This window comes from Rhizohabitans arisaemae (genome assembly GCF_025996515.1).
GTDB classification, from domain to species: domain Bacteria; phylum Actinomycetota; class Actinomycetes; order Streptosporangiales; family Streptosporangiaceae; genus Rhizohabitans; species Rhizohabitans arisaemae.
Genome location: NZ_BLRH01000034.1, coordinates 1,179,227 through 1,205,443, shown reverse-complemented (window position 1 = coordinate 1,205,443; position 26,217 = coordinate 1,179,227). Strand labels below are relative to the sequence as shown.

The 26,217-nt window shown below is 70.2% G+C and carries 23 protein-coding genes; 19 read left to right on the top strand and 4 right to left on the bottom strand.

The features are described 5' to 3' along the window. Positions 1-186 precede the first annotated feature (186 nt). Together RUR_RS21055 and RUR_RS21050 are read left to right on the top strand one after the other, a co-directional pair. Positions 187-945: an SDR family NAD(P)-dependent oxidoreductase gene (locus tag RUR_RS21055; RefSeq protein WP_283136816.1), complete on the top strand. Its 759-nt coding sequence runs from the start codon at positions 187-189 to the stop codon at positions 943-945. 138 nt (positions 946-1,083) lie between these two features. After that, positions 1,084-1,533, top strand: coding sequence for a nuclear transport factor 2 family protein (locus RUR_RS21050; RefSeq protein ID WP_283136815.1), 450 nt, complete (start codon positions 1,084-1,086; stop codon positions 1,531-1,533). Positions 1,534-1,613: 80 nt separating this feature from the next. Here RUR_RS21050 and RUR_RS21045 read toward each other — a convergent pair whose 3' ends face one another. Beyond that, complete coding sequence (locus RUR_RS21045) at positions 1,614-3,680, bottom strand: cation:proton antiporter domain-containing protein (RefSeq protein ID WP_283136814.1); 2,067 nt, start codon at positions 3,678-3,680, stop codon at positions 1,614-1,616. Between the two features lie 100 nt (positions 3,681-3,780). Here RUR_RS21045 and RUR_RS21040 point away from each other — a divergent pair, with 100 nt between their 5' ends. Continuing rightward, positions 3,781-4,572, top strand: a complete 792-nt coding sequence (locus RUR_RS21040; RefSeq protein WP_283136813.1) for a protein kinase domain-containing protein — start codon at positions 3,781-3,783, stop codon at positions 4,570-4,572. 18 nt (positions 4,573-4,590) lie between these two features. Here the strand turns inward: RUR_RS21040 and RUR_RS21035 are convergent, their stop codons facing one another. Further along, positions 4,591-5,697 carry a GNAT family N-acetyltransferase gene (locus tag RUR_RS21035; RefSeq protein WP_283136812.1) on the bottom strand — a complete coding sequence of 369 codons (1,107 nt, stop codon included), beginning with the start codon at positions 5,695-5,697 and terminating at the stop codon, positions 4,591-4,593. Positions 5,698-5,792: 95 nt separating this feature from the next. Between RUR_RS21035 and RUR_RS21030 the strand changes: the two genes are divergently transcribed. The 10 genes from RUR_RS21030 to RUR_RS20985 all read left to right on the top strand — a co-directional run bounded on the left by RUR_RS21030 (position 5,793) and on the right by RUR_RS20985 (position 17,426). Next, a complete protein-coding gene (locus RUR_RS21030) occupies positions 5,793-6,731 on the top strand; it encodes a tRNA (adenine-N1)-methyltransferase (protein ID WP_283136811.1) in 939 nt (312 codons plus the stop codon). 149 nt (positions 6,732-6,880) lie between these two features. Then, the gene (gene arc / locus RUR_RS21025; protein WP_283136810.1) at positions 6,881-8,644 is read left to right on the top strand and encodes a proteasome ATPase; all 1,764 of its coding nucleotides are present in this window, start codon (positions 6,881-6,883) and stop codon (positions 8,642-8,644) included. Between the two features lie 138 nt (positions 8,645-8,782). Continuing rightward, on the top strand, positions 8,783-10,012 hold the full coding sequence (locus RUR_RS21020; RefSeq protein WP_283136809.1) for an acyltransferase family protein: 1,230 nt from the start codon (positions 8,783-8,785) through the stop codon (positions 10,010-10,012). A gap of 91 nt (positions 10,013-10,103) precedes the next feature. After that, on the top strand, positions 10,104-11,621 hold the full coding sequence (dop, locus tag RUR_RS21015) for a depupylase/deamidase Dop (RefSeq protein WP_283136808.1): 1,518 nt from the start codon (positions 10,104-10,106) through the stop codon (positions 11,619-11,621). Between the two features lie 229 nt (positions 11,622-11,850). Beyond that, positions 11,851-12,060, top strand: coding sequence for a ubiquitin-like protein Pup (locus RUR_RS21010; protein ID WP_283136807.1), 210 nt, complete (start codon positions 11,851-11,853; stop codon positions 12,058-12,060). Between the two features lie 169 nt (positions 12,061-12,229). Further along, complete coding sequence (locus RUR_RS21005) at positions 12,230-12,712, top strand: SRPBCC family protein (RefSeq protein WP_283136806.1); 483 nt, start codon at positions 12,230-12,232, stop codon at positions 12,710-12,712. Positions 12,713-12,966: 254 nt separating this feature from the next. Further along, positions 12,967-13,767, top strand: coding sequence for a proteasome subunit beta (prcB, locus tag RUR_RS21000; RefSeq protein ID WP_283137064.1), 801 nt, complete (start codon positions 12,967-12,969; stop codon positions 13,765-13,767). Between the two features lie 43 nt (positions 13,768-13,810). Beyond that, positions 13,811-14,617: a proteasome subunit alpha gene (gene prcA / locus RUR_RS20995; RefSeq protein ID WP_283137063.1), complete on the top strand. Its 807-nt coding sequence runs from the start codon at positions 13,811-13,813 to the stop codon at positions 14,615-14,617. A 429-nt stretch (positions 14,618-15,046) separates the two neighbouring features. After that, positions 15,047-16,405: a Pup--protein ligase gene (gene pafA, locus RUR_RS20990; RefSeq protein WP_283136805.1), complete on the top strand. Its 1,359-nt coding sequence runs from the start codon at positions 15,047-15,049 to the stop codon at positions 16,403-16,405. 91 nt (positions 16,406-16,496) lie between these two features. After that, a complete protein-coding gene (locus RUR_RS20985; protein ID WP_283136804.1) occupies positions 16,497-17,426 on the top strand; it encodes an FKBP-type peptidyl-prolyl cis-trans isomerase in 930 nt (309 codons plus the stop codon). Between the two features lie 172 nt (positions 17,427-17,598). Here the strand turns inward: RUR_RS20985 and RUR_RS20980 are convergent, their stop codons facing one another. Beyond that, positions 17,599-18,705 (bottom strand): DUF3866 family protein, encoded by a 1,107-nt coding sequence (locus RUR_RS20980; protein WP_283136803.1) that lies wholly within the window; start codon positions 18,703-18,705, stop codon positions 17,599-17,601. A gap of 39 nt (positions 18,706-18,744) precedes the next feature. Here RUR_RS20980 and RUR_RS20975 point away from each other — a divergent pair, with 39 nt between their 5' ends. The 6 genes from RUR_RS20975 (at position 18,745) to RUR_RS20950 (ending at position 25,238) form a co-directional block, all read left to right on the top strand. Next, positions 18,745-19,689, top strand: a complete 945-nt coding sequence (locus RUR_RS20975; RefSeq protein WP_283136802.1) for a helix-turn-helix transcriptional regulator — start codon at positions 18,745-18,747, stop codon at positions 19,687-19,689. Continuing rightward, positions 19,686-20,648: a helix-turn-helix transcriptional regulator gene (locus tag RUR_RS20970; RefSeq protein WP_283136801.1), complete on the top strand. Its 963-nt coding sequence runs from the start codon at positions 19,686-19,688 to the stop codon at positions 20,646-20,648. Before RUR_RS20975 ends, RUR_RS20970 begins: the two co-directional genes overlap by 4 nt. A gap of 9 nt (positions 20,649-20,657) precedes the next feature. Further along, entirely contained in the window at positions 20,658-20,885 is a 228-nt protein-coding gene (locus RUR_RS20965; RefSeq protein ID WP_283136800.1) for a hypothetical protein, read from the top strand. 24 nt (positions 20,886-20,909) lie between these two features. After that, positions 20,910-21,236, top strand: coding sequence for a Sec-independent protein translocase subunit TatA (tatA, locus tag RUR_RS20960; RefSeq protein WP_283136799.1), 327 nt, complete (start codon positions 20,910-20,912; stop codon positions 21,234-21,236). Positions 21,237-21,279: 43 nt separating this feature from the next. Continuing rightward, on the top strand, positions 21,280-22,161 hold the full coding sequence (gene tatC / locus RUR_RS20955; protein WP_283136798.1) for a twin-arginine translocase subunit TatC: 882 nt from the start codon (positions 21,280-21,282) through the stop codon (positions 22,159-22,161). Positions 22,162-22,514: 353 nt separating this feature from the next. Further along, the gene (locus RUR_RS20950) at positions 22,515-25,238 is read left to right on the top strand and encodes a DEAD/DEAH box helicase (RefSeq protein ID WP_283136797.1); all 2,724 of its coding nucleotides are present in this window, start codon (positions 22,515-22,517) and stop codon (positions 25,236-25,238) included. Between the two features lie 49 nt (positions 25,239-25,287). Here the strand turns inward: RUR_RS20950 and RUR_RS20945 are convergent, their stop codons facing one another. Further along, positions 25,288-26,190 carry a 5'-3' exonuclease gene (locus RUR_RS20945; protein ID WP_283136796.1) on the bottom strand — a complete coding sequence of 301 codons (903 nt, stop codon included), beginning with the start codon at positions 26,188-26,190 and terminating at the stop codon, positions 25,288-25,290. Positions 26,191-26,217 lie beyond the last annotated feature (27 nt).

Here is a 26,217-nt window from a genome sequence, read left to right as displayed (position 1 = left end):
AAGCGCTCCGGGGCCGGTGGCGCAACGGAAAAGCCCGTCGTCGCGGCGGAACCCGGATGCCCCCGCGACGGCCACCGCGTGCCGCCGTGAGACGGCCGTCGCCGTCCCACCACACCTCCATCCCGCGCGCGGACATCGCAGTACGCCGTACCCCCTCAGGCGGCGGACCATCAAGAAGAGGAACGTATGGACATCAAAGATCGTGTGGTCATCGTGACCGGTGCCGCCAGCGGCATGGGTGCCGCCACGGCCGGACTGCTGGCGAGCCGGGGCGCGAAGGTCGTCCTGGCGGACATCAGCGACAGCGGCGCGGAGGTCGCCGAGGGAATCCGCCGGGACGGCGGCGACGCCGAGTTCGTCAGGACGGACGTGGGGCGGGAATCCGATGCGGAGGCCCTCGTCGCCGCGACCCTCGACAGGTACGGCAAGCTCGACGGCGCCTTCAACAACGCGGGCATCGAGATGTGCTCCCTCCCTCTGCACAAGCTCACCGGCGAGCAGTGGGAACGCGCCATCCGGGTGGACCTGACAGGCGTGTTCAACTGCCTGAAGTACGAGATCATCGCGATGCTGGAGTCCGGCGGCGGCTCGATCGTCAACACCGCCTCGGCGGCGGGCCAGGTCGCCATCCCGAACGCCGCCGAGTACACGGCGGCCAAGCACGGCGTCGTCGGCCTCACCAAGGCCGCCGCCGCCGACTACGGCAAGCAGGGCATCCGGGTCAACGCCATCCTCCCCGGCACCATCGAGACCCCCATGGTGGCCCGCGCCATGGAGGACCCCACCTTCCAGATCTACGCCGAGGGCCTGCTGCAGCGGCACGCGCTCCACCGCTTCGGCAAGCCGGGCGAGATCGGCGAGTCCGTCGCGTGGCTCCTCTCGGACGGCTCCTCCTTCGTCACCGGCGCCGCGATCCCCGTCGACGGCGGCTGGCTCGCCACCTGACCCGGGGATCGGCACCGCGCCCGGCGCCTGGCTGGAGCCCGTCTCCCAGGCGGGCGACTCGGTGACCCTGCTCGTCCAGGCCGAGCGCGTCAAGCAACGAACACGACAGGAATCGATGTGGAGAAGGGCATCCGGAGAATGACCGTTGACGAGTCCCGTACGGCAAGCACGATCGACGAGGCGGACATCGCACGACTGCTCGACGAGTACGCGTGGTGTGTGGACGACAAGAGGTGGGAGGACTGGGAGGCGTGTTTCACCGCGGACGCGGAGATCCGCATGCCTTTCGCCGCGCACGACGGGTCCGACGGGCTGGCCGAGTGGGGGCGCGCGGCGCTCGCCCCGTTTGAGAAGACCCACCACATGAGCTCGAACTTCCAGATCACCGTGGAGGGGGACACGGCCTTCGGCCGTTCCAAGTTCCAGGCGGTGCACGTCCCGCGCGCCGATCGGTCATCCGAGTACTTCGTCGTAGCCGGGACCTACCACTGGCGTTTTCGCCGGACCGAGCACGGGTGGCGTATCCGGCGCTGTGAGATCGAGGTGGCCTGGACCTACGGCGACGACGCCACGGGGCTGTCCGGATAGCACCGAGGCGGTGCGGTGCGGGGCCGGATTTCGCCGGGTACGGGCGGAGCCGGGACACCCGGCTCCGCCCGTACGGGCGCCTACGGGGTCGTGGCCTCGGCCTCGGGGACGCCCGCCGTGGCGGACGGTCCCTCCTTGGGCCGTACCGGATCCGCGAGCAGGGTCGCGACCACCGCCTCCCAGTCCACCGGATCGGCGTCCCGCTCGGCGCGGACCTGGACGGCGGCGTCGGCGCGGCCGTACGCGCCGAGCACGAGGGCGTCGTCGGGGGCCGCGGCGACCCCCTGGGCCGGCAGACCCGCCTTGGTGATCCGCTCGGCCAGCGCGGTGGCCCGGCGCCCGCCGAACAGGAGCAGCGGGCGGCCCGCCGAGACGGCCAGCCGGAGGGCGACCTCCACCGCGGCGGACGCGTCCGAGCCGCCGTTGAAGTGGACCGCGATCGGCCCCTCGCCGAGGTCGTCCAGTCCGTCGGCCACCGAGACGAGCCGCGCCGTGGTCGTGGCCCGGATCGCCTCGGCGCCGGGGGCGTGCTCCGGCAGGATCACGACGTCGGGTTCGGCGGAGGAGACGAGCTCGGGGAACTCGGCCTCGACGTCGCCGGCGAACCGGCTGACCACACGGACCGGGACGTCCGGGGAGCCGGTCCGGTCCGCCAGGGACTCCAGCTCGCTCATCGTGGTCGTCATCTCGGCCAGCTCGGAGGAGAGGCCGGTGCCCACCTCAAGCCTGCCCCGCGAGTACGGCCGCAGATGCCCGAAGACCATCTCGGCGGGTCCGCGCCCGGCGACGGCCCCCGCCGCGAGCCTCGCGGCCGGCCCGCCCGCCGCGGGATCGGGCACCACCACGACCGCGCGGAAGGCGAGATGGGTCCCGAGCGCGGCGCGTTCGGCTTCGGCGATGTCGCGCTCCACCCTGCGGTCGGGGTAGAGCCAGCGGACCACGGGGCCGGTCATGGCGGTCGTGATGAGCGCCATGAGCACCATGAGCGAGTAGAGCTCGGGGGTGAGCACCTTGGCGTTGAGGCCGACGGTCAGGATGACGATCTCGGTTAGTCCCCGGGTGTTCATCAGGAAGGCGAGGACCGCGGACTGCCGGGGCTGGACCTTCTGGCTTCGCGCGCCGACGTAGGCGCCGATCAGCTTTCCACCGATGGCCACGGCCAGGATGACGGCGAGCAGGCCGAGGTCCTGGCCGGTGAAGAGCCCGGTGAGGTCCACCTTGAGACCGGCCACCACGAAGAACATCGGCAGCAGCAGGAGGACCGCCAGGTGCTCCAGCCGCTCCAGGATCTCGTGGCGCAGCCGTTCCGCGCCCTCGTGCGGCATGATCGCGCCGAACAGGAACGCGCCGAAGATGAAGTGGATGTGCATCCACTCGGTCGCCCAGGCCGAGGCGATCAGCCCGATGAGGACGATCGCGAACAGGCCGGGGGTGAGCCGTCCGGCGCGCTGGTAGGCCGGGATGAGCCTGCGCAGCAACGGGCGTACCACGACGATCATCAGGATCGCGAACGGGATGGCCAGGGCCACCTGCCACTGGTCGCCGCCTCCGGTGCCCGCGATCGCCACCACGACGGCGAGAACGGTCCAAGCGAGCACGTCGATCACGGCGGCGGAGGCCAGGGCGAGCCCGCCGATGGTGGTCCGGTGCATGCCCCGGTCGGTGAGGATCCGGGCGAGCACCGGGAAGGCGGTGGCCGACATCGCGGCGCCGAAGAACAGCACGAACGCCAGCGGCTGGATGCCCTGCTGGTCGTCGAGGATGGCCAGGGCCAGCAGGGCGCCCAGCGCGAACGGCAGCAGCGTGGAGCCGAGCCCCACCGCGGCGGCCACCCGGCCCTTGCCCCGGACCAGTTTCTGGTCGAGCTCCAGGCCGACCACGAACATGAAGAGGACGAGTCCCACGTCGGCGAGCGCCTTCATGGACAGCTGCACGTCGACGGAGAACAGTGAGTCGCCCGTGAACCGCTGGAGCAGCGTCGGGCCCATGAGGATTCCGGCGAGGATCTCGCCGATGACAGGGGGCTGGCCGACCAGTCGGGCCAGCGACCCGAACAGCCGGGCCAGGGCGAGCACGACTACGATGGCCAGGAGTAATCCGGCCACGTCGTAGGCCGCGGGCGCGGCGCCGCCGAGGAACTGAGGCACCGTGGCATCGCCTCCGTAGGGGGAATAGTGGATCTAGACGGCGCAAGGTAGCATCGCGACGTTATCGTGTTGGGGGTGACATCGCGAGAGAGGACGTGCGGTGGAGGGGATCGCCGACTACGAGTTCATCCGGTCGCTGGGCGCCGGTAACCACGGGGAGTTCTTTCTCTCCCGCCGGCCGGAGCGCCTGCCCGTCGACGCCGAGTACGTCGCCGTCAAGGTGGTGGGCGGGACCGGGCAGGACGCCTTCCGGCGCGCGACGCGGGAGCTGAAGGCGTTCGCGGCGGTGCGCTCGCCGTACCTGGTGACCCTGTACGACGCGGGCCAGCAGGGCGGTGTCTTCTACTACTCGATGGAGTACCTCCCCGGAGGTTCCCTCGGGGCGCCGAAGGAGGGGCTCACCCGCGCCACGGCCCTGTCCGCGCTGGCGCACGCCGCGTGGGCCGCGCAGGCGCTGCACGACGCCGGGATCGTCCACCGCGACATCCGGCCGTCCAACGTGCTGCTCACCTCCGTCGGGGGGAAGCTCGCCGACCTGGGCCTCGCCCAGGTGCTGACCCCCGGGGTGACGGTCACCGGGATGGGCAAGGTCGGTTCGGTGGAGTTCACCGACCCCGCGCTGCTGCAGGGCGAGGAGCCGAGCCCGGCCGGCGACGTCTGGTCCATCGGGGCCACCCTGCACTGGGTCGCCTCCGGCATGGGGCTGTACGGCGCGCTGCCGACACATGACACGCTGCTCACCCTGCGCAAGGTGTTCAGCACCCCGCCGAGTGTGGCCGGGGGGCTTGACGCGCAGATCGCCGATCTCATCCACGCCTGCATCGGGAGTCCCTCGGCCCGCCCGACCGCCGCTCAGGCGGCCGAACGGCTGAGCTACCTGGCCGCGGCCTGACGGGGCCGCGCGGGGGAGTCAGGGTGCGGTCCGGATCCGGGCCCAGAGGACGTTGTCGGCGCGGGTCCCGTCGGCTCTGGGCAGGTGGTGGCGCAGGACCCCCTCCCGGGTGAAGCCCGCGCGCTCCAGGACCCGCTGCGAGCGGACGTTGTCGGGGTCCGTCCCGGCGGTGATCCGCTGGATCGTCGTGTGCGCGAACGTCCAGTCGACCAGGAGGTTCACCGCCCTGGTCACCGTTCCCCGCCCCCGCGTGCCCGCGGCGAGGCTGTATCCGATCATCGCCTCGCCCAGTATCGGGATGATGTTCATGAGCTGGATGTGCCCCGCGAAGGAGTCGTCCGCCCCGTCCCGGATGGCGATCTCGGCGCGCTCACCGCTGATCCAGTGGCTCGCGGCCGAGACGCACCTCGCCAGTGAGTCGGCGTGTTCCACCGGCGTCGCGGGGACCCGGTAGCGCATGACGTCGGGCAGGCACATCATCGCGTGGTAGTCGTCGGCGTCCGCAGGGGTGAGCGGGACCAGCCGGATCACCCCGTCCGAGAGCGCTCCGCCCGGGAAGGGCGGCAGGAAAGGCGGGACGGGGCTTTCGGGGTCGTCGGCGAGGCGGGCGAAGGCGACGAGGTCGGTCCGGCTCCCGTCCGGGTGCCGGGCGGCCCGGCGGCGCAGGGATTCACGCCGGTATCCCGCCGCGTAGGCGATCTTCTGGCTCGCGGCGTCGGACGGCGTCGCCATGAGCTCGATCCGCTCCACCCGTACCGGGAGGGCGTCGTTGCCGAAGGCCCAGGAGGTCAAGGCCCGGACCGCGGCGGTTCCGGCGCCCCGGCCCCGGGCGGAGGGAGTGATCCAGAGAGAGATCTCGGCGTTGCGGGCGTCGTCCGGGGGGCCCAGCGCGACGGCGCCGACGACCTCGCCGGTCGTGGAGTCGGCCACGACCAGTCGTACCCCGCCGCGCTCCCAGACGACCGGCGTCAGCCGTACCCAGTCCAGGAGGTCCGCCCGGGTGCAGGGGCTCGGCGTGTCCGGCGGGAAAGGCCGGGCGCGGGGGTCGGCGCAGCCGGGTGCCAATGTCTCGACGTCGTCCTCGTGGGGAGGTCGCAGGGAATACCGGTCCGCTTCGATCACCACATGAGGCATCATGCTTGTTAGTCCTATCAGCCGGATCTTGTCTGGGTCGAGCGGGTTTGCGATGGGAGGGCCCGCGCGCCGATAGCCTTACGGGTATGGGTTTGCGCAGGCAGGGGCCTTTTCAGGCCGGGGATCAGGTTCAACTCACCGACCCCAAGGACAAGCGGCACACGATCACGCTGGACGAGGGCAAGGTCTTCCACACGCACAAAGGCGGGCTGGCCCACGACGACCTGATCGGGCTGCCCGAGGGGTCTGTGGTCAGGTCGTCTGGGGGCACGCCCTACCTCGCCTTCCGGCCGCTGCTCGTGGACTACGTGCTGTCGATGCCCCGCGGCGCCGCGGTGATCTATCCCAAGGACGCGGCGCAGATCATGGTGGAGGCCGACATCTTCCCCGGGGCCAAGGTCGTCGAGGCCGGGGCAGGCTCCGGGGCGCTCACCTGCTGGCTGCTCCGCGCGGTGGGGCCCGAGGGCAAGGTGATCTCGTACGAGCGGCGCGCGGACTTCGCGGAGGTGGCGCGGCGGAACGTGGAGAAGTTCAACGGGGATCCGGGGGACCGCTGGCGCCTGGTGGTGGGTGACTTCGTGGACGCGCTGGACGAGTCCGACGTGGACCGGATCGTGCTGGACATGCTCGCGCCGTGGGAGTGCGTGGACGCCGCGGCCAAGGCGCTCGCCCCGGGCGGGCTGATCTGCTGCTACGTCGCGACCACCACGCAGCTCTCCCGGACGGTGGAGACGCTGCGCGCGCACGGGAGCTTCACCGAGCCGCATTCGTGGGAGACACTGGTGCGCGGCTGGCACGTGGAGGGACTGGCGGTCCGCCCGGACCACCGGATGATCGGGCATACCGCCTTCCTGGTGACGGCGCGGCGGATGGCGGACGGGGTCACCCCGCCGCCGAGGAGGCGCCGCCCGGCGAAGGGGGCCTACGACGAGAGCCCGGCGGCGCGGCCCGCCGGACGAGCCGACTATGACAATTCGGCTACATCTGGGATTGTCGCCGGGACGGGGGAAGAGATCCCATTGTGAGGATGCTTCCTCTAGTAAACCCGACATTCAGTAACAAAAAACTCACCACCCGCTGTAACTAGACGAACACCCCCCGGCCAGGTTACGGATTGGCCGTAGATAGGTAGGGTCTGAAGTAGTTGATAAAGCTGGGAAGGAGGTGACGGGGCGTGGCAGCTCGTGAAGAATCCGAGGCTCGCGCCGCGCAGCGCGAACGAGAGGTCGCCGACCTCACAACGCAGGTCTCCTTCCTGCAGGAAGAGATCAGCGCGTTGCGCCGCAAGCTCGCGGAGTCCCCCCGTCAGGCACGGATCCTGGAGGAGCGTCTCCACGAGGTACAGGCCAATCTCTCCGCCGTCACCGCACAGAACGAACGTCTTGTGGCGACCCTCAAGGAGGCGCGCGACCAGATCGTCGCGCTGAAGGAGGAGGTCGATCGGCTGGCGCAGCCCCCCTCGGGGTTTGGTGTCTTCTTGGAGGTCCGCGAGGACGGGACCGTCGAGGTGTTCACCGGGGGCCGCAAGCTTCGGGTGAACGTCAGCCCCACGGTTGAGGTGGAGTCTCTCCGGCGTGGCCAGGAGGTCATGCTCAACGAGGCCCTCAACGTGGTGGAGGCGTTGAGCTTCGAGCGCATCGGCGAGGTCGTGATGCTCAAGGAGCTGTTGGAAGGCGGCGATCGCGCGCTCGTCATCTCGCACGCCGACGAGGAGCGTGTCGTCAAACTCGCGGAGCCCCTGATGGAATCCCCGCTCCGCGCGGGAGACTCGCTGCTGCTTGAGCCCAGATCCGGCTACGTCTACGAGCGGATCCCCAAGTCCGAGGTCGAGGAACTCGTCCTCGAAGAGGTCCCCGACATCTCCTACGACGAGATCGGCGGTCTGTCCCGGCAGATCGAGCAGATCAGGGACGCCATCGAGCTGCCCTATCTGCACGCCGACCTCTTCCGGGAGCACGAGCTGCGGCCCCCCAAGGGCGTACTGCTCTACGGTCCGCCCGGATGCGGCAAAACCTTGATCGCCAAGGCGGTCGCCAACTCCCTGGCCAAGCAGGTCGCCGAGAAGACCGGCCAGTCGGGCAAGAGCTTCTTCCTCAACATCAAGGGCCCCGAGCTCCTCAACAAGTACGTCGGGGAGACCGAGCGGCACATCCGGCTGGTGTTCCAGCGGGCACGGGAGAAGGCGTCGGAGGGCACTCCGGTGATCGTGTTCTTCGACGAGATGGACTCGATCTTCCGCACCCGTGGGTCGGGGGTCTCCTCCGACGTCGAGAACACGATCGTCCCCCAGCTCCTCTCCGAGATCGACGGGGTCGAGGGCCTGGAGAACGTGATCGTGATCGGCGCCTCCAACCGGGAGGACATGATCGACCCGGCGATCCTGCGGCCGGGACGTCTCGACGTGAAGATCAAGATTGAGCGCCCCGACGCCGAGGCGGCCAAGGACATCTTCTCCAAGTACATCACCACGTCGTTGCCGCTGCACGCCGACGACCTGGCGGAGAACGGCAGCTCGCCGGTCGCCTGCGTGGAAGGCATGATCCAGCGGGTCGTCGAGCGGATGTACACCGAGACCGAGGAGAACCGCTTCCTCGAGGTGACCTACGCCAACGGCGACAAGGAAGTCCTGTACTTCAAGGACTTCAACTCCGGAGCGATGATCCAGAACATCGTGGACCGGGGTAAGAAGATGGCGATCAAGGAGTTCCTGGAGACGGGGCAGAAGGGGTTGCGGGTCGCGCATCTCCTCGCCGCCTGCGTCGACGAGTTCAGCGAGAACGAGGACCTGCCCAACACCACCAACCCCGACGACTGGGCGCGGATCTCCGGCAAGAAGGGTGAGCGGATCGTCTACATCCGTACCCTCGTCTCGGGTAAGCAGGGCACCGAGGCCGGCCGCTCCATCGACACCGTGGCCAACACCGGCCAGTACCTGTAACGGCCGTACGACCGGGCGGCGCGTCTCCCGTGGGAGATGTGCCGCCCGGAGCGCCTGTTACCTGTGAGGTTCCTGGGAACCGGTGCGGTCGGATGCGCGTCAAAGCTCCGTGTTTGATCGACATGGCCCGGCTCCTCGGTGATCCGGGAGTCCTCGCGCGAGTCCGCACGGCTGACCGAACTGGATCTTCTCCGCTTCGTCGCGGCCTTCGCCGTTCTCGCCTTCCACTACTTCGTGGCCTTCGGATCGCTCTGGGGAACCCGGCCGTCCTCGCTCTTTCCCGAGGTCGCCGCGGCCGCCTCGCTGGGCATCTTCGGGGTCGAGCTGTTCTTCGTCATCAGCGGCTTCGTGATCTTGATGAGCGTCTGGGGCCGCGGGGTCGGTGAGTTCGCGGTCTCCCGGGTCGTCCGGCTCTTCCCGGCGTACTGGCTGACCGTCCTGGCGATCGCCGGAGTCTACGAGCTCACCGCGGTGACCGCGTTCGACCCGGAGCTCTCGCTCCGGCAGTACCTGGTCAACCTGACCATGCTGCAGCGCGGGGTCGGCGTCCTGGACGCGAGCGGGGTCTTCTGGACGCTCTGGGTGGAGCTGCGGTTCTACGTGCTGATCGCCGTACTCGTCCTGATCGGGGTGACGCTGCGGCGCTGCCTGATCTTCATGGGGCTCTGGCTGATCGGCGCGGTGTTCGCCTCCCGGGTGGAGAGCGAGCTCCTCGACCTCGTCCTGCTGCCCAAGTCCGCCCCCTACTTCATCGCGGGGATGGCCTTCTTCCTGATCTACAAGTACGGCTCCTCGCTGATCCTCTGGTGTTTCGTCGGCGCCACCTGGGCGCTCGCCGTCTACTCCGCCACCGAGCGCTTCGCCGGCCGGATCAAGCTGGTCGGCCGGGCCGCGATGCCCGCCCCCGACTGGGCGGTGATCCTCACCATCACCTTGATCTTCGTGGCGATCGCCCTCATCGCCCTGGGCGGGCTGCGCCGGCTGAGATGGCGGCGCCTGGCGACCCTGGGCGCGCTGACCTATCCGCTGTACCTGCTCCACCAGACCGTCGCCGCCGTCGCCATCCCCCCGCTGCGCACGTGGCTGGGCCCCTGGCCGACCGCGCTCGTCACCACGGCGATCGCGATCCTCCTGTCCTATCTGGTGTGGCGGTTCGCCGAGCGTCCCCTGCAGCGGGTGATGCGGCCGTGGCTGCGCAAATCCCTGGAGCATCTGCGTGGTTCGGGCGTCCCCGAGCCACCCCCGGCCCCACCCGTCGTGATCCCGGAACCCGTGGCGCCGACCCAGGCCCCAAGCGGCTACCGCTGGCTCCATGAAACGGACACATCACGCGAACCGGAACGACACGAAAAAGCCTCTCTGCCGTAACTGTCTGGTCGCAGTGGGGAGGGAACGGTCTAGGCTCTGGGTACATGGCGAACCACCGAGGGTCGGACAGCCGGATGAACAGAGGGTGCGCATGACGGTTCGGCGGGTGATGGGGATCGAGACCGAGTACGGAATATCCGTGCCCGGGCAGCCGGGCGCCAACGCGATGGTGACCTCGTCCCAGGTGGTGAACGCGTACCTCGCGGAGTCCGCCGCGCGGGCCCGCCGGGCCCGATGGGACTTCGAGGAGGAGAATCCGCTCCGGGACGCGCGGGGTTTCGACCTCGCGCGGGAGGTCGCGGATTCGAGTCAGCTCACCGACGAGGACCTCGGCCTGGCGAACGTGATCCTGACCAACGGCGCACGGCTCTACGTCGACCACGCTCATCCGGAGTACTCCACCCCGGAGTGCACCAATCCGCGGGCGGCGGTGATCTGGGACAAGGCGGGGGAGCGGGTCATGCAGGCCGCCGCCACGCGGGCGTCGGCGATGCCGGCGGGCTCGCCCATCCAGCTGTACAAGAACAACACCGACAACAAGGGCGCCTCCTACGGCTGCCACGAGAACTACCTGATGCGCCGCGCGACGCCGTTCGCCGAGATCGTGCGGCATCTGACGCCGTTCTTCGTCTCCCGCCAGGTGGTCTGCGGCGCGGGCCGGGTCGGCATCGGCCAGGACTCGCGGGGCGAGGGCTTCCAGATCAGCCAGCGGGCCGACTTCTTCGAGGTGGAGGTGGGCCTGGAGACGACGCTCAAACGGCCGATCATCAACACCCGGGACGAGCCGCACGCGGATCCGGAGAAGTACCGCCGCCTGCACGTCATCATCGGCGACGCGAACATGTCGGAGATCTCGACCTACCTCAAGCTCGGCTCGACCGCGCTGGTCCTGGCGATGATCGAGGACGGATACCTCACCCAGGACCTCTCCGTCGAGCTGCCCGTGGCGGCGCTGCGGGCCGTCTCCCACGACCCGACCTGCCGGTACGAGATCGGCTTGCGGGACGGCCGGAAGATGACGGCCGTCCAGCTGCAGATGGAGTACCTGGAGCAGGCGCGCAAGTACGTCGAGGACCGGCACGGCACCGCCGTCGACGAGATGACCAAGGACGTGCTGGACCGCTGGGAGTCGGTGCTGACCCGGCTCGCCGACGACCCGATGCAGCTCTCCGGGGAACTCGACTGGGTGGCCAAGCTGGAGCTGCTGGAGGGCTACCGCACCCGGGACGGCCTCCCGTGGTCCCATCCCCGGCTGCAACTGGTCGACCTGCAGTACTCCGACCTGAGGCCCGATCGCGGCCTCTACAACCGCCTGGTGGCCCGCGGGCGGATGCAGCGGCTGGTCGACGAGTCCAAGGTCGAGCGGGCCGTACAGGCGCCTCCGGAGGACACCCGGGCCTATTTCCGGGGCCGGTGCCTGCGCCAGTTCAGCGAGTCGGTCGCCGCGGCGTCCTGGGACTCCGTGATCTTCGACATCCCCGGCCGGGAGTCCCTGCAGCGGGTCCCCACCCTGGAGCCGCTGCGCGGGACCAAGGCCCACGTGGGGGATCTCCTCGACCGCTGCCACACGGCGGCGGAGCTGGTGGCCGCGCTCACCGGCGGCAGGTGACCCGGGTTTTCGGCTCGGCGCGGCGGTGCGGCCCGCGTCCGAAACGGCGTGGCGGGTCGTCCGTGACCCGCTTCACGCCCTGCGTGGGGCGGCCGTCGCGCAAGCGGCGGGGTACGGCGTCCGCGGGCCGATCCACGGATGATCCACAGGCGACTTCCCACCCGGCGCGAAATATCGTGTGATTCGGGGAAGATACTAGGGAGAAGGTTCCCCCGAGCGGAGGTAGCACATGGCGACGAAGGATACCGGCGGCCAGAAGCAGACCGGTCGGCGTGACAGTGAAGTTGAAGAGACCGAAACCCAGGCATCGACGGACGTTCAGGAGCGCCAGGAGAAACTCACGGACGACGTTGACGCGATCCTCGATGAGATCGACGAGGTCCTTGAGGAGAATGCCGAGGAGTTCGTCAGGAGTTACGTTCAAAAGGGTGGTCAGTAGGTCTTTGCCTATTTATCACTTTTGGCCATAGTTGATCGTCGCTGCTCCGATCGTGGGTGACCCGTACGGGGGTTCGCCCAGGTAGGACGGTAATTTCGGTGAGTTTGGTGATTTCGCCGATTGCTCGGGCAGGCCTGTCCCTCGAATCCCAACAGGAGGGAGCAGGTCCGTGAGCAAGATCCAGCACTCGGTGGAGGTCGGCGTCCCCGTACGGACCGCGTACAACCAGTGGACCCAGTTCGCGACATTCCCCGATTTCATGGAGGGAGTGCAGACGGTCGAGCAGTTGACGGACACCCGCACGGTCTGGGTCGCCGAGATCGCGGGTGTCCGGCGCGAGTTCGAGGCCGAGATAGTCGAGCAGTGCCCCGACGAGCGGGTGGCCTGGTGCACCGTCACCTCGCCCCACCACACCGGAGTCGTCTCCTTCGATCCGGTCCACGAGTCCGCCACCAGGGTCACCCTGACGATGGAGTACGACCCCATGGGGCCGGTCGAGCGGGTCGGCGACGCCCTGGGGATCGTCGGCCGCCGCATCGGGCGGGACCTCAACCGATTCCGGGCCTTCATCGAGTCCAGGGGCGTCGAAACGGGCGCCTGGCGGGGTGAGATACCCCCTGTCACGGTCCCCCGCCCACGCGAACCGCGCTGACCGGCGGACCTCGGCCCGGATCGCCTGACCGGATCGCCCCGGAGTCGCCCGGGTGCCGGACCCCGGCCAAGGCGGGGCTCCCTGCGGCGGGCCGACGCGGTCACCGGGGACACACCGGACCCGCCGCCACCTTCGGTTCGCGCTGAGCTGATCTCCGAGGTGCCCCTGCGGGCTGCGAGCACCCGGCCGACATGAGTAGGGTTCTGGCGTAAGAGCCCTTACGGCGGAGGGAGCCTCGCGTGGATCGTCTTTTCATGAACCCGGGCGTGTCATCGTTTACCGAGTTCTTGACGTCATACGCCCCAGATCTCCTACCGGGACGGCGAGCCGTCCCCGGCGCCGCCGCCGGGGACGAGATCCCGCACGCGACCACGATTGTGACGGTGTCCTGCCAAGGCGGTGTGGTGATGGCGGGCGACCGGCGCTCCACGATGGGCAACATGATCGCCCAGAGGGACATCGAGAAGGTCTTCCGGACCGACGAGTACTCCTGCATGGGGATCGCCGGGACCGCCAGCCTCGGCATCGAGGTGGCGAGGTTGTTCGCGGTCGAGCTGGAGCACTACGAAAAGAACGAGGGCCGCACCCTCTCCGTCGAAGGCAAGGCCAACCGGCTCGCGACCATGGTGCGGAACAACCTGACCGCCGCGATGCAGGGCTTCGTGTTCGTCCCGTTGCTCGCCGCCTATGATGAGATCACGGACACCGGGCGGATTTTCGGTTACGACGTCGGCGGGGGGCCGTACGAGCACAAGGGGTTCTACTCCATCGGCTCGGGCTCCATCTTCGCCCGCGGATCGCTGAAGAAGCTCTACCGGGAGGACGCCGCGCCGGACGACGCCGTGCTGACGTGCCTGCAGGCGCTGTACGACGCCGCGGACGACGACTCGGCGACCGGTGGGCCCGACGTCACCCGGCGCATCTGGCCGGTGGTCGCGGTGATAACCGCCGACGGATTCCGGAGGTTGCCGGACGACGAGGTCGCCGGATACGTCCAGACGCTGCTGGACGCGCGCATGACCGCGCCCGACGGCCCCGTCGCCCCGCTGCGCTAGCCGTACAGGATCTGGACCTAGGAGAGGATCGCCACCGGTGGGCATGCCTTTTGGATACGTCTCCCCTGAACAGGAGATGCGGGACAAGGCGGATTTCGCGCGTAAGGGCATCGCGCGGGGCCGCAGCGTCGTCGTGCTGCAGTACGACGACGGGATCCTGTTCGTCGCCCCCAACCCGTCCCGGACGATGCACAAGATCAGTGAGATCTACGACCGGATCGGGTTCGCGGCCGTCGGCAAGTACAACGAGTTCGAGAACCTCCGGCTCGGCGGCATCCGGTACGCCGACATCAACGGCTACAACTACGACCGGACCGACGTCACCGCCCGGGGGTTGGCCAACCTCTACACCCAGACCCTGGGCATGATTTTCACCGAGGCGCGCAAGCCGTACGAGGTGGAGGTCGTCGTCGCCGAGGTGGGCGACACCGCCGACGGAGACCAGATCTACCGGCTCTCCTTCGACGGCTCCGTCGCCGACGAGACGGGTTTCGTGGCGATCGGCGGTCAGGTCGACCAGGTCGCCGGACGCCTCAAGGAGCACTTCCGCGTAGGCATGCAGGTGCACGAAGCCCTCGGCGCGGCGCTGAAGGCGCTCACCGAACCCGGTGGGGACGACATCCCCGCCTCGCAGCTTGAGGTGGCGGTGCTGGACCGGCGCCGCGAACACCGCAAGTTCCGCCGGGTCGGCGGTGCCCGGCTGGAGCAGCTGCTCGCCCAGGTGCGCGCCCCCGCGGCCCCGCCTCCCACCGCTTCCGAGGCTCCGCCCACCGCGCCCACGCCGCCGCCCACGACCACCGACGACGGTGAGCCGCTGACCGCGCCCGAGGGAGACATCGACACCGGCTGACGTAGGGCGGACGCCCCACCCCGGGCCCGGAGGACTTCCGGGTGCGGTGAGGTACGGGGCCGCCCCTCCGACGCGGAGCGGCCGGGACCGGGGCTCCACGGGATCCGGCCCAGGGTCCTTCCGGCCTGCCGGGGGATCGGGCCGGTTCCGTGGCGGGGCGCCGGAGTGGCGTGGCCGCCGTCGAGGCGTCGGCTCCCCCACGGCGCGGAGCCCTACGGGATCGGTACCCGCCGGGTCTCGGGGTCGGCAGGGACGGGCGACCGGGCCCGCGAGCCGGTGCCGAGCCCGGTTTCCGCGGGTGGTCCGCCGCGCCGGAGAGCCGGTTCCGCCGCCGCGCCGACCGTTTCCGGGACGGGTCGGAGGCAGGGTGTCCAAATCGAGGGTGGGAGATCACTCCCGTAACGGGCGCCTTGCGCATAGCCTGAGGGCGTGGATCGACGAATTTTCGGGCTTGAGAACGAATACGGCGTCACGTGTACGTTCCGCGGTCAGCGGCGGCTGTCGCCGGACGAGGTCGCGCGGTACCTCTTCCGGCGGGTGGTCTCCTGGGGCCGGTCGAGCAACGTGTTCCTCCGCAACGGCGCGCGACTCTACCTCGATGTGGGCAGTCATCCGGAGTACGCCACACCTGAATGCGACAACGTGATCGAGCTGGTCGTTCACGACAAGGCCGGAGAGCGGATCCTCGAAGGGCTCCTGGTCGACGCCGAGCGTCGGCTCCGGGAGGAGGGGATCGCGGGCGACATCTACCTCTTCAAGAACAACACCGACTCGGCCGGCAACTCCTACGGGTGCCACGAGAACTATCTCGTCGGGCGGCACGGGGAGTTCGGGCGCCTCGCCGACGTGCTGATCCCGTTCCTGGTGACCCGGCAGATCATCTGCGGCGCCGGCAAGGTCCTGCAGACGCCGCGCGGGGCGGTCTACTGCGTCTCGCAGCGCGCCGAGCACATCTGGGAGGGCGTCTCCAGCGCGACCACCCGCTCCCGGCCGATCATCAACACCCGGGACGAGCCGCACGCCGACGCCGAGAGGTTCCGCCGTCTGCACGTGATCGTCGGCGATTCCAACATGTCGGAGACGACGATGCTGCTCAAGGTCGGGGCGACCGACCTGGTGCTGCGGATGGTCGAGGCCGGCGTGGTGATGCGGGACCTCACCCTGGAGAACCCGATCAGGGCGATCCGCGAGGTCAGCCACGACATGACCGGGCGGAGGCGGGTGCGTCTGGCCAACGGCCGGGAGGCGAGCTCGCTGGAGGTCCAGCAGGAGTACCTGAGCAAGGCCCAGGACTTCGTCTCCCGGCGCGGCGGGGACGAGATCACCAGGCGGGTCCTGGAGCTCTGGGAGCGCACGCTCCGGGCCGTGGACACCGGGAACCTGGACCTGGTGGCCAGGGAGATCGACTGGGTCACGAAGTTTCAGCTCATCGAGCGCTACCGGCAGAAGTACGACCTTCCGCTCTCCTCGCCGAGGGTCGCCCAGCTCGATCTCGCGTACCACGACGTGCACCGCCGCCGAGGGCTCTACTACCTGCTCCAGCGCAAGGGCGCGGTGGAACGCGTGACCAACGACCTGAGGGTCTTCGAGGCGAAGTCGATCCCCCCGCAGACCACCCGGGCCAGGCTCCGGGGTGAGTTCATCCGCCGGGCGCAGGAGAAGCGGCGCGACTTCACCGTGGACTGGGTGCACCTGAAGCTCAACGACCAGGCACAGCGCACCGTGCTGTGCAAGGACCCCTTCAGAAGCGTCGACGAGCGGGTGGAGAAACTCATCGCGGGTATGTGAAACCGGGCGACATGCCGACGATCACAAGTGGAGTCTTGGGTCCACGGCTCGGGTAGTGTGGCAAAACCCGCCGTCCAAACGAGGGAAGTCCATGCGCCGCCTAGCCCTACTCGCAGCCGTGCCGCTCCTGTTCGCCACAGCGTGCGGCGGCTCCTCCACGTCGGCCTCCTCCGGCTCCTCGGCTTCCTCCGAGGTGACGGTCACCGGTGAGGTCGGCAAGAAGCCTCAGGTCACGTTCCCGGCGGGTGATCCGCCTGTGGTGTCCTCGTCCAAGGTCCTTAAGGAGGGACAGGGGACCGAGGTCAAGAACGGCGACCAGGTGGTCGCCGACGTCACGGTCTTCACCTGGGACGGGAAGACCAACGGGGTGGCCGCCTCGACCTACGACGAGGGCAACCCGCAGGTCGTGAAGATCAACGAGACGCTCCCGGACGTGGTGCGCAAGGGCTTCGAGGGTCGCAAGCCCGGCAGCCGCTTCTACACGGTGGTGGCCAAGGACGCGCTGCCGCCCCAGGCCACGCCGGATGCCGACGCCGCCAAGCAGGCGCAGGTGTTCGTGGTGGACGTGCTCGGCACGGCGCCGGTCGCCGCCGTCGGCGAGGCGGCCGACGCGAAGACGGCCGGGGTGAAGCTGGAGCACCCGGGTGGGGACAAGCCCCCCACGCTCACCACCAAGACCGAGAAGAAGGCCCCCGCGAAGCTGGTGGCCGAGACGGTCATCAAGGGCGGCGGCCCGCCGGTGAAGTCCGGGGATTCGATCCTCGTCCACTACACCGGGAAGATCTGGGGTTCCGGGGACACCTTCGACAGCAGCTGGGAGCGGGGCCAGCCGATCCTCTTCGAGATCGGCACCGGCAAAGTGATCAAGGGCTGGGACCAGGGGCTGGTGGGGGTGCCCACGGGCAGCAGGGTCCTGCTCTCCATCCCGCCGGACCTGGGGTACGGCAAGGCGGGCTCCGAGCCCAAGATCAAGGGCACCGACACGCTCGTCTTCGTCGTGGACGTCCTCGGCGCCTACTGACGCGTTTCCGGCGGCCGGGCCGGCGCCGTGGCGGCGCGGGCCCGGCCGTCCGCTTTCCGGATCCGGTTCGGGCTCGCGCCGTCGCCGCAGTCCCAGCCGCCTCGCATTAGCCCGTACCCGCCATCCCGCGCGGAACGGTCCCCGTACGGCGACTGCGTGCCCGTGGCGGCGCCTATCCGGCGGTGTCCCGGTGGGGGAGGAGAGCGGCGGTGTGGACGCCCGCGGCGGCCGAGGTGAGGAAGCAGGCCGGGTCCTCCGCGAGGCCCCGCCCCATGCTGGAGAGCCGGACCGGGCTCGTGGTCAGCGCCTCGTGCAGGCCGTCCACCGGGACGTGCACGAGGGTGTGCCGGTCGGCCAGCGCCTGGGCCTGGGCGGTCACCCGGGCCCCGAACTCCCCGGGCAGCATGGGGACGACCACGTCGGCGCGGGCCAGGGCGACCCGCCCGTACGCGGTCAGGGAGTGGTGGGAGACCCCCACGTGCCGCTCCCGGGCGTCGGACTCGCTCACCCGCAGGGCGGCCACCGGACGTCCGGCCAGCACGGCCGCCGCGTTGACGGCCTCGCCCGCGGCGACCCCGGAGAAGCCCCACCGGGTGCCCGTGCCGAGGTTTCCCGGCCCCTGGGCCACGACGGCCACGTCCGCGTGGAGGACATGCCTGGCCGCCAGCAGACCGGTGTGCAGGGTGACCGTCTCGACGTCGCCGCCGAAGGCCTGTCCCACGGTCACGGTGCCGCAGATCCAGCCGCGCAGCCGGAGCTCGGCCGCCGACATCGAGAACCAGGCGGGGAGCGCGCCGCCGTCCGGCATGACGTAGACGACGCGGGCGTCCGGGCGGGTGACGCGGATGCCGCACAGGATCGCGGGGAGGGCAGAGTGCAGGTCGGCGACGACCACCGGCATGCCGTCGAGGCCGTCGGCGTCGCGGAGCAGCGCGTGGTGGGGGGAGTCCTGTTCGTCGGCGCCGAGCACGGTGGTCTGCAGCGGGGTGTAACGTGCTTTGACCAGATGGCCGGGCCCGTCGGGATCTTTCGGTAATCGGTTCGGTATCGCGACGACCATGGCGTACCCTCCGGTGCCAAGACCCATCGCGAGCGCGGTCGTGTTCAGGAGCACGGTGTCACCGGGCTCGGGGATACCCACCAGGGCCGGGTAGGCCAGCCCCCGGCACCGGCCGGAGCCGTCGCCCACGACGTCGTCGGCAAGGGCGACGTCCAGCTCGATCGCTCCGGGCCATTCCCGCCGGATCCGGAGCACTGTGCCCTCGCGCCATCTGATCACGTGGGCAGGGTAGCGTCACCACAGGAGGAAGGGATACCGATGTCGCGCCGGAAGACCGAGCGGTTACTGAACCTGGTGATCTGCCTGCTCGCCACACGGCGGCATCTGACCGCCGAGCAGATCCGACGCGCCGTCCCCGGCTACCCCGAGGGGGACGAGGCGTTCCAGCGCATGTTCGAGCGCGACAAGGTCGAGCTGCGCGAGCTCGGGGTGCCCGTGGAGGTGGGGACCGACCCCTGGGACGACGAGGTGGGGTATCGCATCCCCCGGCAGGCGTACGAGCTTCCGGAGATCTCCCTGGAGCCGGACGAGGCGGCCGTCCTCGGTCTGGCCGCCCAGGTCTGGCAGCGGGCGAACCTGGCGGAGGCGGCCAGCGGCGCCCTGCTCAAGCTGCGCGCGGGGGGCGTGGAGACCGAGGAGGCGGCCACCGGCCCGCTGGAGGTGCGGGTGGACACCCCGGACCCGGCCTTCCCCGACCTGTGGAAGGCCGTGCGGGAGCGCAGGCCGGTGCGGTTCGACTACCGGGGCGCCGGTCAGCAGAGCGTGCGGACCCGCACCCTGGAGCCGTGGGGGGTGCTGAGCCGCCGCGGCCGGTGGTACGTGGTGGGGCACGACCGCGACCGCCGGGAGGCCCGGGTGTTCCGGCTGAGCCGGATCAGCGGGGCGGTGGCGACCGCCGGGCCGGCCGGGAGCGTGACGGTCCCGGGCGACGTGGATCTGCGGTCGATGGTGATCCGGGTGGACGTGACCCCGGTCGAGCGGCGGGCCGTGGTCCGGGTGCGGACGGGCACCTGTGAGGGGTTGCGGCACGCGGCGCGGGCGGTGCGGCCCGGGACGGACGGATGGGATGAGGTGGAGATGGTCTTCGCGGGCCTGGAGTGGTTCGCCGGATACGTCGTCGGGTTCGGGCCCGACGCGGAGGTGCTGGAGCCGGCCGACGCCCGCGACGCGGTGATCCGCCGCCTGAAGGGGGTGCTGGCGTGAGTACGGCTTCGCGGCTCCCGCGCCTGCTGACCCTCGTCCCCTATCTGCTGGCCCGGCCGGGGATGCCGGTCGGCGAGGTGGCCCAGACGTTCGGCTTGAGCGAGAAGCAGCTCATCGACGACCTGCAGCTGGTCTGGATGTGCGGTCTGCCCGGCCACACCCCCGGGGACCTGATCGACGTCTCCTGGGACGGGGACGAGATCATCGTCTCCAACGCGGACACCATCGCCCGTCCGCTCCGGCTCGCCGTGGACGAGGCGAGCGCGCTCCTGGTGGCGCTGCGCATGCTCGCCGAGCTGCCCGAGATCGAGGACCGGGACGCGCTCTCCCGGGTCATCGCCAAGCTGGAGACCGCGGCCGGCGACGCGGTGGCCTCCGTCAGCAGCCAGGTCAGCGTGGAGCTGGAGGCCACCCCGGACGCCCTCGCCGACGTCCAGACGGCGCTGCGCGAGGGCAGGCGGCTACGGCTGCGCTACTACGTCCCCGTCCGGGACGAGACCACCGAGCGGGACGTCGACCCGATGCGGGTCCTGCTGGCGGACGGCCGCTCGTATCTGGAGGGCTGGTGCCGCCGGGCGGAGGGCGTCCGGCTGTTCCGCCTGGATCGGATCAAGTCGGCCACGGTGCTCGACCTGCCCTCCGAGCCGCCGCCGGACGCCGAGCCGCTGGAGCCGGGCGCGGGCCTGTTCCGCCCGGCGGCCGACGACACCCGGGTGGTGTTCGAGCTCACCGCGGCCGGCCGCTGGGTGGCGGAGTACTACCCCTGCGAGGAGGTCGTGGAGCTCGGCGAGGGCCGGCTCCGGGTTACCTTGGTCGCCCGGGATCCGGCGTGGACGGTCCGGCTCGGGCTCAGGCTCGGGGACACCGGCAGGGTGGTCTCCCCTGAGTCGGTCGCCGAGCGGGTCCGGGCCGACGCCTCCGCCGCGCTCGCCCGCTACGAGATCGCCGCGGGGCGGTAGGGTCGCCGCATGCTCTGGATCGGATTGTCGGTGGCGCTCGGCGCGGCCGGACTCGGGCTGATGGGCTTTTTCGCCGCCCGGGTTCTGGCCGCCGGGCGCGACCTCGCCCGCGAGGTGGAGCTCGCGGGTTCTCGGCTTGGGCCGGCGGGGGTTACGCTTCAGGAGCGAATCCATGTGTTGCGGCGCCGCCAGGAGACAGACGGTGGCCTGGGCAGCGTACGATCGACACTGAGGTAACACTGTTTGGGTTAAGGATGTGTTATGCCTAATCTCGGAGTCCCCGAACTGCTCATTATCGGGCTCATCCTGATACTGCTGTTCGGTGCGAAGAAGCTGCCGGAGATGGCGCGTGGGCTGGGACGCTCCATGCGGATCTTCAAGGCGGAGACCAAGGGCCTCGCCGACGACGACAAGCACCAGGCCTACCCGGCTCAGCAGGCGCCCTACGCCGCCCAGCCGCAGCAGCCGGTCGCCCCCGCCATCCAGGCCACCGCGGCCCCGGTGCAGCCCGCTCCGGCGGTGCAGCAGACCCCGGTCGCCGCCCCGGCGCCCGTGGTGGACACGCAGCGGGACGCCAAGCCCGTCTGAGTCCCGCCGACCCGATCCCCCGCTTCGACCCCAGGACGCCGCCATGCCGTTGCTGAAGCGATCGCGCTCCGCCACGAGCGAACGCAAGGAGAACAACGACGGCCGGATGCCGTTGATGGAGCACCTGCGCGAGCTGCGCAACCGGCTGGTCAAAGCCATGCTGGGCCTGGTGGCGGGCATGATCCTGGGTTACATCTACTTCGACCCGATCTGGGCGTTCGTCACCGACCCCTACTGCGAGGTTCCCGCCGCCAGAACGCTGACCGGGGAGTGCTCCCTGACCGTCCGCGCTGTGTTCCAGTCGTTCTTCCTGAACCTCAAGGTGGCGGCGCTGTTCGCCGTGGTGGCCTCCTCCCCCTGGTGGCTCTATCAGATCTGGGCGTTCGTCACCCCCGGTCTCTACCGGAATGAGAAGCGGTACACGGTCTCCTTCCTGGCCATCGGCGTCCCGCTGTTCTTCGCCGGTACCGCCCTGGCCTACCTGATCATGGTGCCGAGCCTCACCATCATGTTCGGGTTCCTTCCCGACAATGTGGTGGCAGCGATCGACATCGACGAGTACCTCTCGTTCGCGATCGTGATGCTGCTCATCTTCGGAATCTCGTTCGAGCTTCCGCTCCTGCTCGTCTTCCTCAATGTGATCGGCGTCGTTTCGCACGCCATGGTGAAGAAGCACCGCCGTGCCGTGATCTTCGGGATGTTCGTCCTCGGTGCCGTCGCCACACCCACCGGCGATCCGTTCACCATGCTTGTGCTGGCCTTCCCGATGATCCTGCTGTTCGCCGCGGCGGAGGGGTTCATGTTCCTCAACGACCGCCGGCGCAGCAGGCACAGCGAGAACTTCGAGCACCTCGACGACGACGCGATCTCCCCGCTCGACCCGACGCCCGCCCCACTCGACGATCTCGAGGTCGACAGGCGTTAGAGGCGTGACTCAGCCGGTTCGGGTGACGTGGCCTGACGGGACCCGAACCGTACCGTCGTGGACCGTGCAGCTCTTCGCAGAAGCCGCAGCCGTCGAGTGACCGCTTCTCCGGGACGTCTCCTGCCCGGCAGGGAGGATCCGTCGCCATCGGAGCGAGATGTCCCCAGCCTTTGATCTACGCCGTAAAGGCGAAGTCCTCGTCGGGTACGGCGGCCGGGCCAGGCGACGGGCCGTTCCGCGCGGGCGCCGTACCGGCTTCGCGGGCTCGGAGACCCCCTGACCCGCGCCACCGGGGGAAGGACGGACCGGCCGAGATCTGGAACACCCTTCGGTGCTGGGTAGGCTGCGGAGGTATGACGACGCCCGCTCAGCGGTATGCCGCTTTTCGTAGTCAGCTGAGGGACAACGGCACGGCGTTACGCTCCTTCCGTACGTTGTACGACTTTGACTTCGACGAGTTCCAGATCGATGCCTGCAGGGCGCTGGAGGCGGGGGACGGTGTGCTCGTGGCCGCCCCCACCGGCTCGGGCAAGACGGTGGTCGGCGAGTTCGCCGTACACCTCGCCCTGGAAGAGGGCCGCAAGTGCTTCTACACCACCCCGATCAAGGCCCTGTCCAATCAGAAGTACAACGACCTGGTCAAACGCTACGGTGCCAAGAAAGTCGGCCTGCTCACCGGGGACAACAGCGTCAACGGGGAGGCGCCCGTCGTCGTCATGACGACCGAGGTCCTGCGGAACATGCTCTACGCCGGCTCGGCCACCCTCGGCGGGCTCGGCTACGTCGTGATGGACGAGGTGCACTACCTCGCGGACCGGTTTCGCGGCGCGGTGTGGGAGGAGGTCATCATCCACCTGCCGGAGTCGGTGCGCCTGGTCGCGCTCTCGGCGACGGTGAGCAACGCCGAGGAGTTCGGGGAGTGGCTCGGCGAGGTCCGCGGGGAGACCACGGTCATCGTGGACGAGCACCGTCCCGTCCCGCTCTGGCAGCACATGCTGGTCGGCAACCGGATCTTCGACCTCTTCGTCGACGAGGAGGACGAATCACGGCGTCTCAACCCCGATCTGATGCGGATATCCCGGGACGAGATGCGCGAGGCCCAGGCGCGGCGTCACGCCCGTCTGAAGCGCGGCTACAGCCGCCCCCGGCGCTTCGTCGCCCCCAGCCGTGCGGACGTGACCGAGAAACTGGACGCCGAGGGGCTTCTCCCGGCCATCACCTTCATCTTCTCCCGGGCGGGCTGTGACGCCGCCGTCCAGCAGTGCCTGTACACCGGGCTGCGGCTCACCTCCGAGTCCGAGGGGAGGGAGATCCGTAAGATCGTCGACGAGCGCTGCGCGCACCTGCCGGACGAGGATCTCACCGTCCTCGGCTACCTCTCGTGGCGGGACGGGCTGGAGCGGGGCATCGCCGCCCACCACGCGGGGATGCTCCCGACCTTCAAGGAGGTCGTGGAGGAACTCTTCGTCCGCGGGCTGGTCCGGGCGGTGTTCGCCACCGAGACCCTCGCCCTCGGCATCAACATGCCGGCCCGGACCGTGGTCATCGAGAAACTGGACAAGTGGAACGGCGAGACGCACGCCGACCTGACCCCGGGGGAGTACACCCAGCTCACCGGACGGGCGGGGCGGCGCGGCATCGACGTCGAAGGCCACGCGGTGGTGATCTGGCAGCCGGGGGTGGACCCGCTGTCGGTGGCCGGTCTGGCCAGCACCCGGACCTACCCGCTGCGGTCCAGTTTCCGCCCCTCCTACAACATGGCGGTCAACCTCGTCGGCCAGGTGGGCCGGGAGCGGGCCAGGCGCCTGCTGGAGGCGTCCTTCGCCCAGTTCCAGGCGGACCGCGCGGTGGTCGGGCTCGCCCGGCAGGTCCGGCGGTCCCGGGAGGGACTGGAGGGCTACCGGGAGGCGATGACCTGCCACCTCGGGGACTTCCCCGAGTACGCCGCGCTGCGCCGTGCCCTGTCCGATCGGGAGTCCGAGCTCTCCCGGCAGCGTGGCGCGGCCCGCCGCGCCGAGGCCCTCCGGTCGCTGGAGCGGCTGCGGCCGGGCGATGTGATCCGGGTGCCGGGCGGTCGGCGGGCGGGGCTCGCCGTCGTCCTCGACCCCGGGGTCACCGGCCGGGGCGAGGGCCCGTCGCCGCTGGTCCTCACCGAGGGCCGCCAGGTGAAGCGGCTGCCGCCGACGGACTTCCCGGTGCCGGTGGAGCCGGTCGAGCGGCTCCGGATCCCCAAGACGTTCAACGCCCGCTCGCCGCGTTCTCGCGCCGACCTGGTGGCCGGCCTCCACGCCAAGCTGGCCGGGCGGGACCTGGGGAAGCCGCCGAGGGTGCGGGATCACACCGCGGAGGACGAGGGGGTCGCCGAGTTCCGCCGCCGGATCCGGCAGCACCCCTGCCACGGGTGCGACGACCGTGAGGACCACGCCAGGTGGGCCGAGCGCTACTTCAGGCTGCTGCGGGAGACCGAGGGGCTGGAGAAGCGGGTGGAGAGCAGGTCCAACGTCATCTCCCGGACCTTCGACCGGGTCTGCGGCCTGCTGGAGGAGCTGGGCTACCTCGACGGGGAGACCGTGACCGAACGGGGCCGCCGACTGGCCAAGCTCTACACCGAGCTCGACCTGCTCACCGCCGAATGCCTGCGGGAAGGTGTGTGGCGCGGGCTGGACCCGGCCGAGCTGGCCGCCTGCGTCTCGGCGCTGGTGTACGAGTCGCGCGCCGCCGACGACGACCGGCCGCCGCACGCCCTGGCGGGAGGGGCGCAGAACGCGATGGCGGCGATGGTCCGGCTCTGGAACGAGCTGGACGAGGTCGAGAAGGACCACGGGCTGGCGTTCCTGCGCGAGCCCGACTTCGGGTTCGCCCGGGTCGCCTACCGGTGGGCGAAGGGGCACAGCCTCGACGCGGTGCTGACCGAGGCCGACCTGGCGGCGGGTGACTTCGTCCGGGCGGCCAAGCAGCTGCTCGACCTGCTCGACCAGATCACCGCGGCCGCGACGGACGAGGAGGTGCGGGAGACCGCGCGCAAGGCGATGGCCGCGTTCAAGCGCGGCGTGGTGGCCTACTCGTCGATCACCTGACCGCGACCGCGGGACTCCCGCGGTCGCGGGGGCCGGGCCTGCGGCGAGGTCAGGACAGGACGGCCAGGAGGCGGCCGAGGGGGCTTTCGAGCCCCCAGCGGCCGGCCAGGTCGGCCAGGCGCTCGGGGTCGCGGGGTTTGCCGGGCAGGGCGACGTCGACGGCGGGCAGCGGGACGTCCAGGGCGACGTGGACGACCCCGGGGGCGCGGTCGAGGTAGTCGCCGGCCGCGTTGATCTTGGCGAGGCTGCCGGGCGGGAAGCCGTCCCGGCGCCCGGCCTCGGCGGCCCGGCGCACGGCGTCGACCGAGCCGAATCGGGTGATGAGCGCGGCGGCCGTCTTGTCGCCGACCCCGGAGACCCCGGGCAGCCCGTCGCTGGGGTCGCCGCGCAGCACCGCGTACTCGGCGTAGGCCCGTCCGGGGATGCCGTAGCGCTCGGTCACCCGGGCCTCGTCGACGATCTCCAGGTTCCTGATCCCCTTGGCGGTGTACAGGACCCGGACCGGCCCCGCGTCGTCCACGAGCTGGAACAGGTCCCGGTCGCCGGTGACGATGTCCACGGCGCCGTCGGCCCGGGCCGTGTACGTCCCGATCACGTCGTCGGCCTCGTATCCGGCCACCCCGACCCGGGCGATCCCGAGCGCGTCCAGGACCTCCTCGATGACGGGCACCTGGGGGGACAGGGTGTCGGGGACCTGGTCGCCCCCGTCCGGCTGGACCCGGTGCGCCTTGTACGACGGCAGCGCCCGTACCCGGAACCCCGGCCGCCAGTCGGCGTCCATCGTGGCCACCATCCGGTCGGGCGCGTGGGTGCGCACCAGCGTCGCGATCATGTCGATGAGCCCGCGGACGGCGTTGACCGGCGTGCCGTCGGGCGCGGTCACCGATTCGGGGACGCCGAAGAACGCGCGGAAGTAGAGGGACGGGGTGTCGAGAAGCATCAGCCTGGACATGGAGCCATCCTGGCATCCGGAGCCGGG

Coding starts and splice junctions, on each gene's coding strand:
- RUR_RS20985 (WP_283136804.1), top strand. CDS start 16,497: ATGCGCCGCCTAGCCCTACTCGCAGCCGTGCCGCTCCTGTTCGCCACA.
- dop (WP_283136808.1), top strand. CDS start 10,104: ATGACGGTTCGGCGGGTGATGGGGATCGAGACCGAGTACGGAATATCC.
- prcA (WP_283137063.1), top strand. CDS start 13,811: ATGCCTTTTGGATACGTCTCCCCTGAACAGGAGATGCGGGACAAGGCG.
- RUR_RS21030 (WP_283136811.1), top strand. CDS start 5,793: ATGGGTTTGCGCAGGCAGGGGCCTTTTCAGGCCGGGGATCAGGTTCAA.
- RUR_RS20950 (WP_283136797.1), top strand. CDS start 22,515: ATGACGACGCCCGCTCAGCGGTATGCCGCTTTTCGTAGTCAGCTGAGG.
- prcB (WP_283137064.1), top strand. CDS start 12,967: ATGAACCCGGGCGTGTCATCGTTTACCGAGTTCTTGACGTCATACGCC.
- RUR_RS20965 (WP_283136800.1), top strand. CDS start 20,658: ATGCTCTGGATCGGATTGTCGGTGGCGCTCGGCGCGGCCGGACTCGGG.
- RUR_RS20945 (WP_283136796.1), bottom strand. CDS start 26,190: ATGTCCAGGCTGATGCTTCTCGACACCCCGTCCCTCTACTTCCGCGCG.
- RUR_RS20975 (WP_283136802.1), top strand. CDS start 18,745: ATGTCGCGCCGGAAGACCGAGCGGTTACTGAACCTGGTGATCTGCCTG.
- tatC (WP_283136798.1), top strand. CDS start 21,280: ATGCCGTTGCTGAAGCGATCGCGCTCCGCCACGAGCGAACGCAAGGAG.
- tatA (WP_283136799.1), top strand. CDS start 20,910: ATGCCTAATCTCGGAGTCCCCGAACTGCTCATTATCGGGCTCATCCTG.
- RUR_RS21055 (WP_283136816.1), top strand. CDS start 187: ATGGACATCAAAGATCGTGTGGTCATCGTGACCGGTGCCGCCAGCGGC.
- RUR_RS21050 (WP_283136815.1), top strand. CDS start 1,084: ATGACCGTTGACGAGTCCCGTACGGCAAGCACGATCGACGAGGCGGAC.
- RUR_RS21010 (WP_283136807.1), top strand. CDS start 11,851: ATGGCGACGAAGGATACCGGCGGCCAGAAGCAGACCGGTCGGCGTGAC.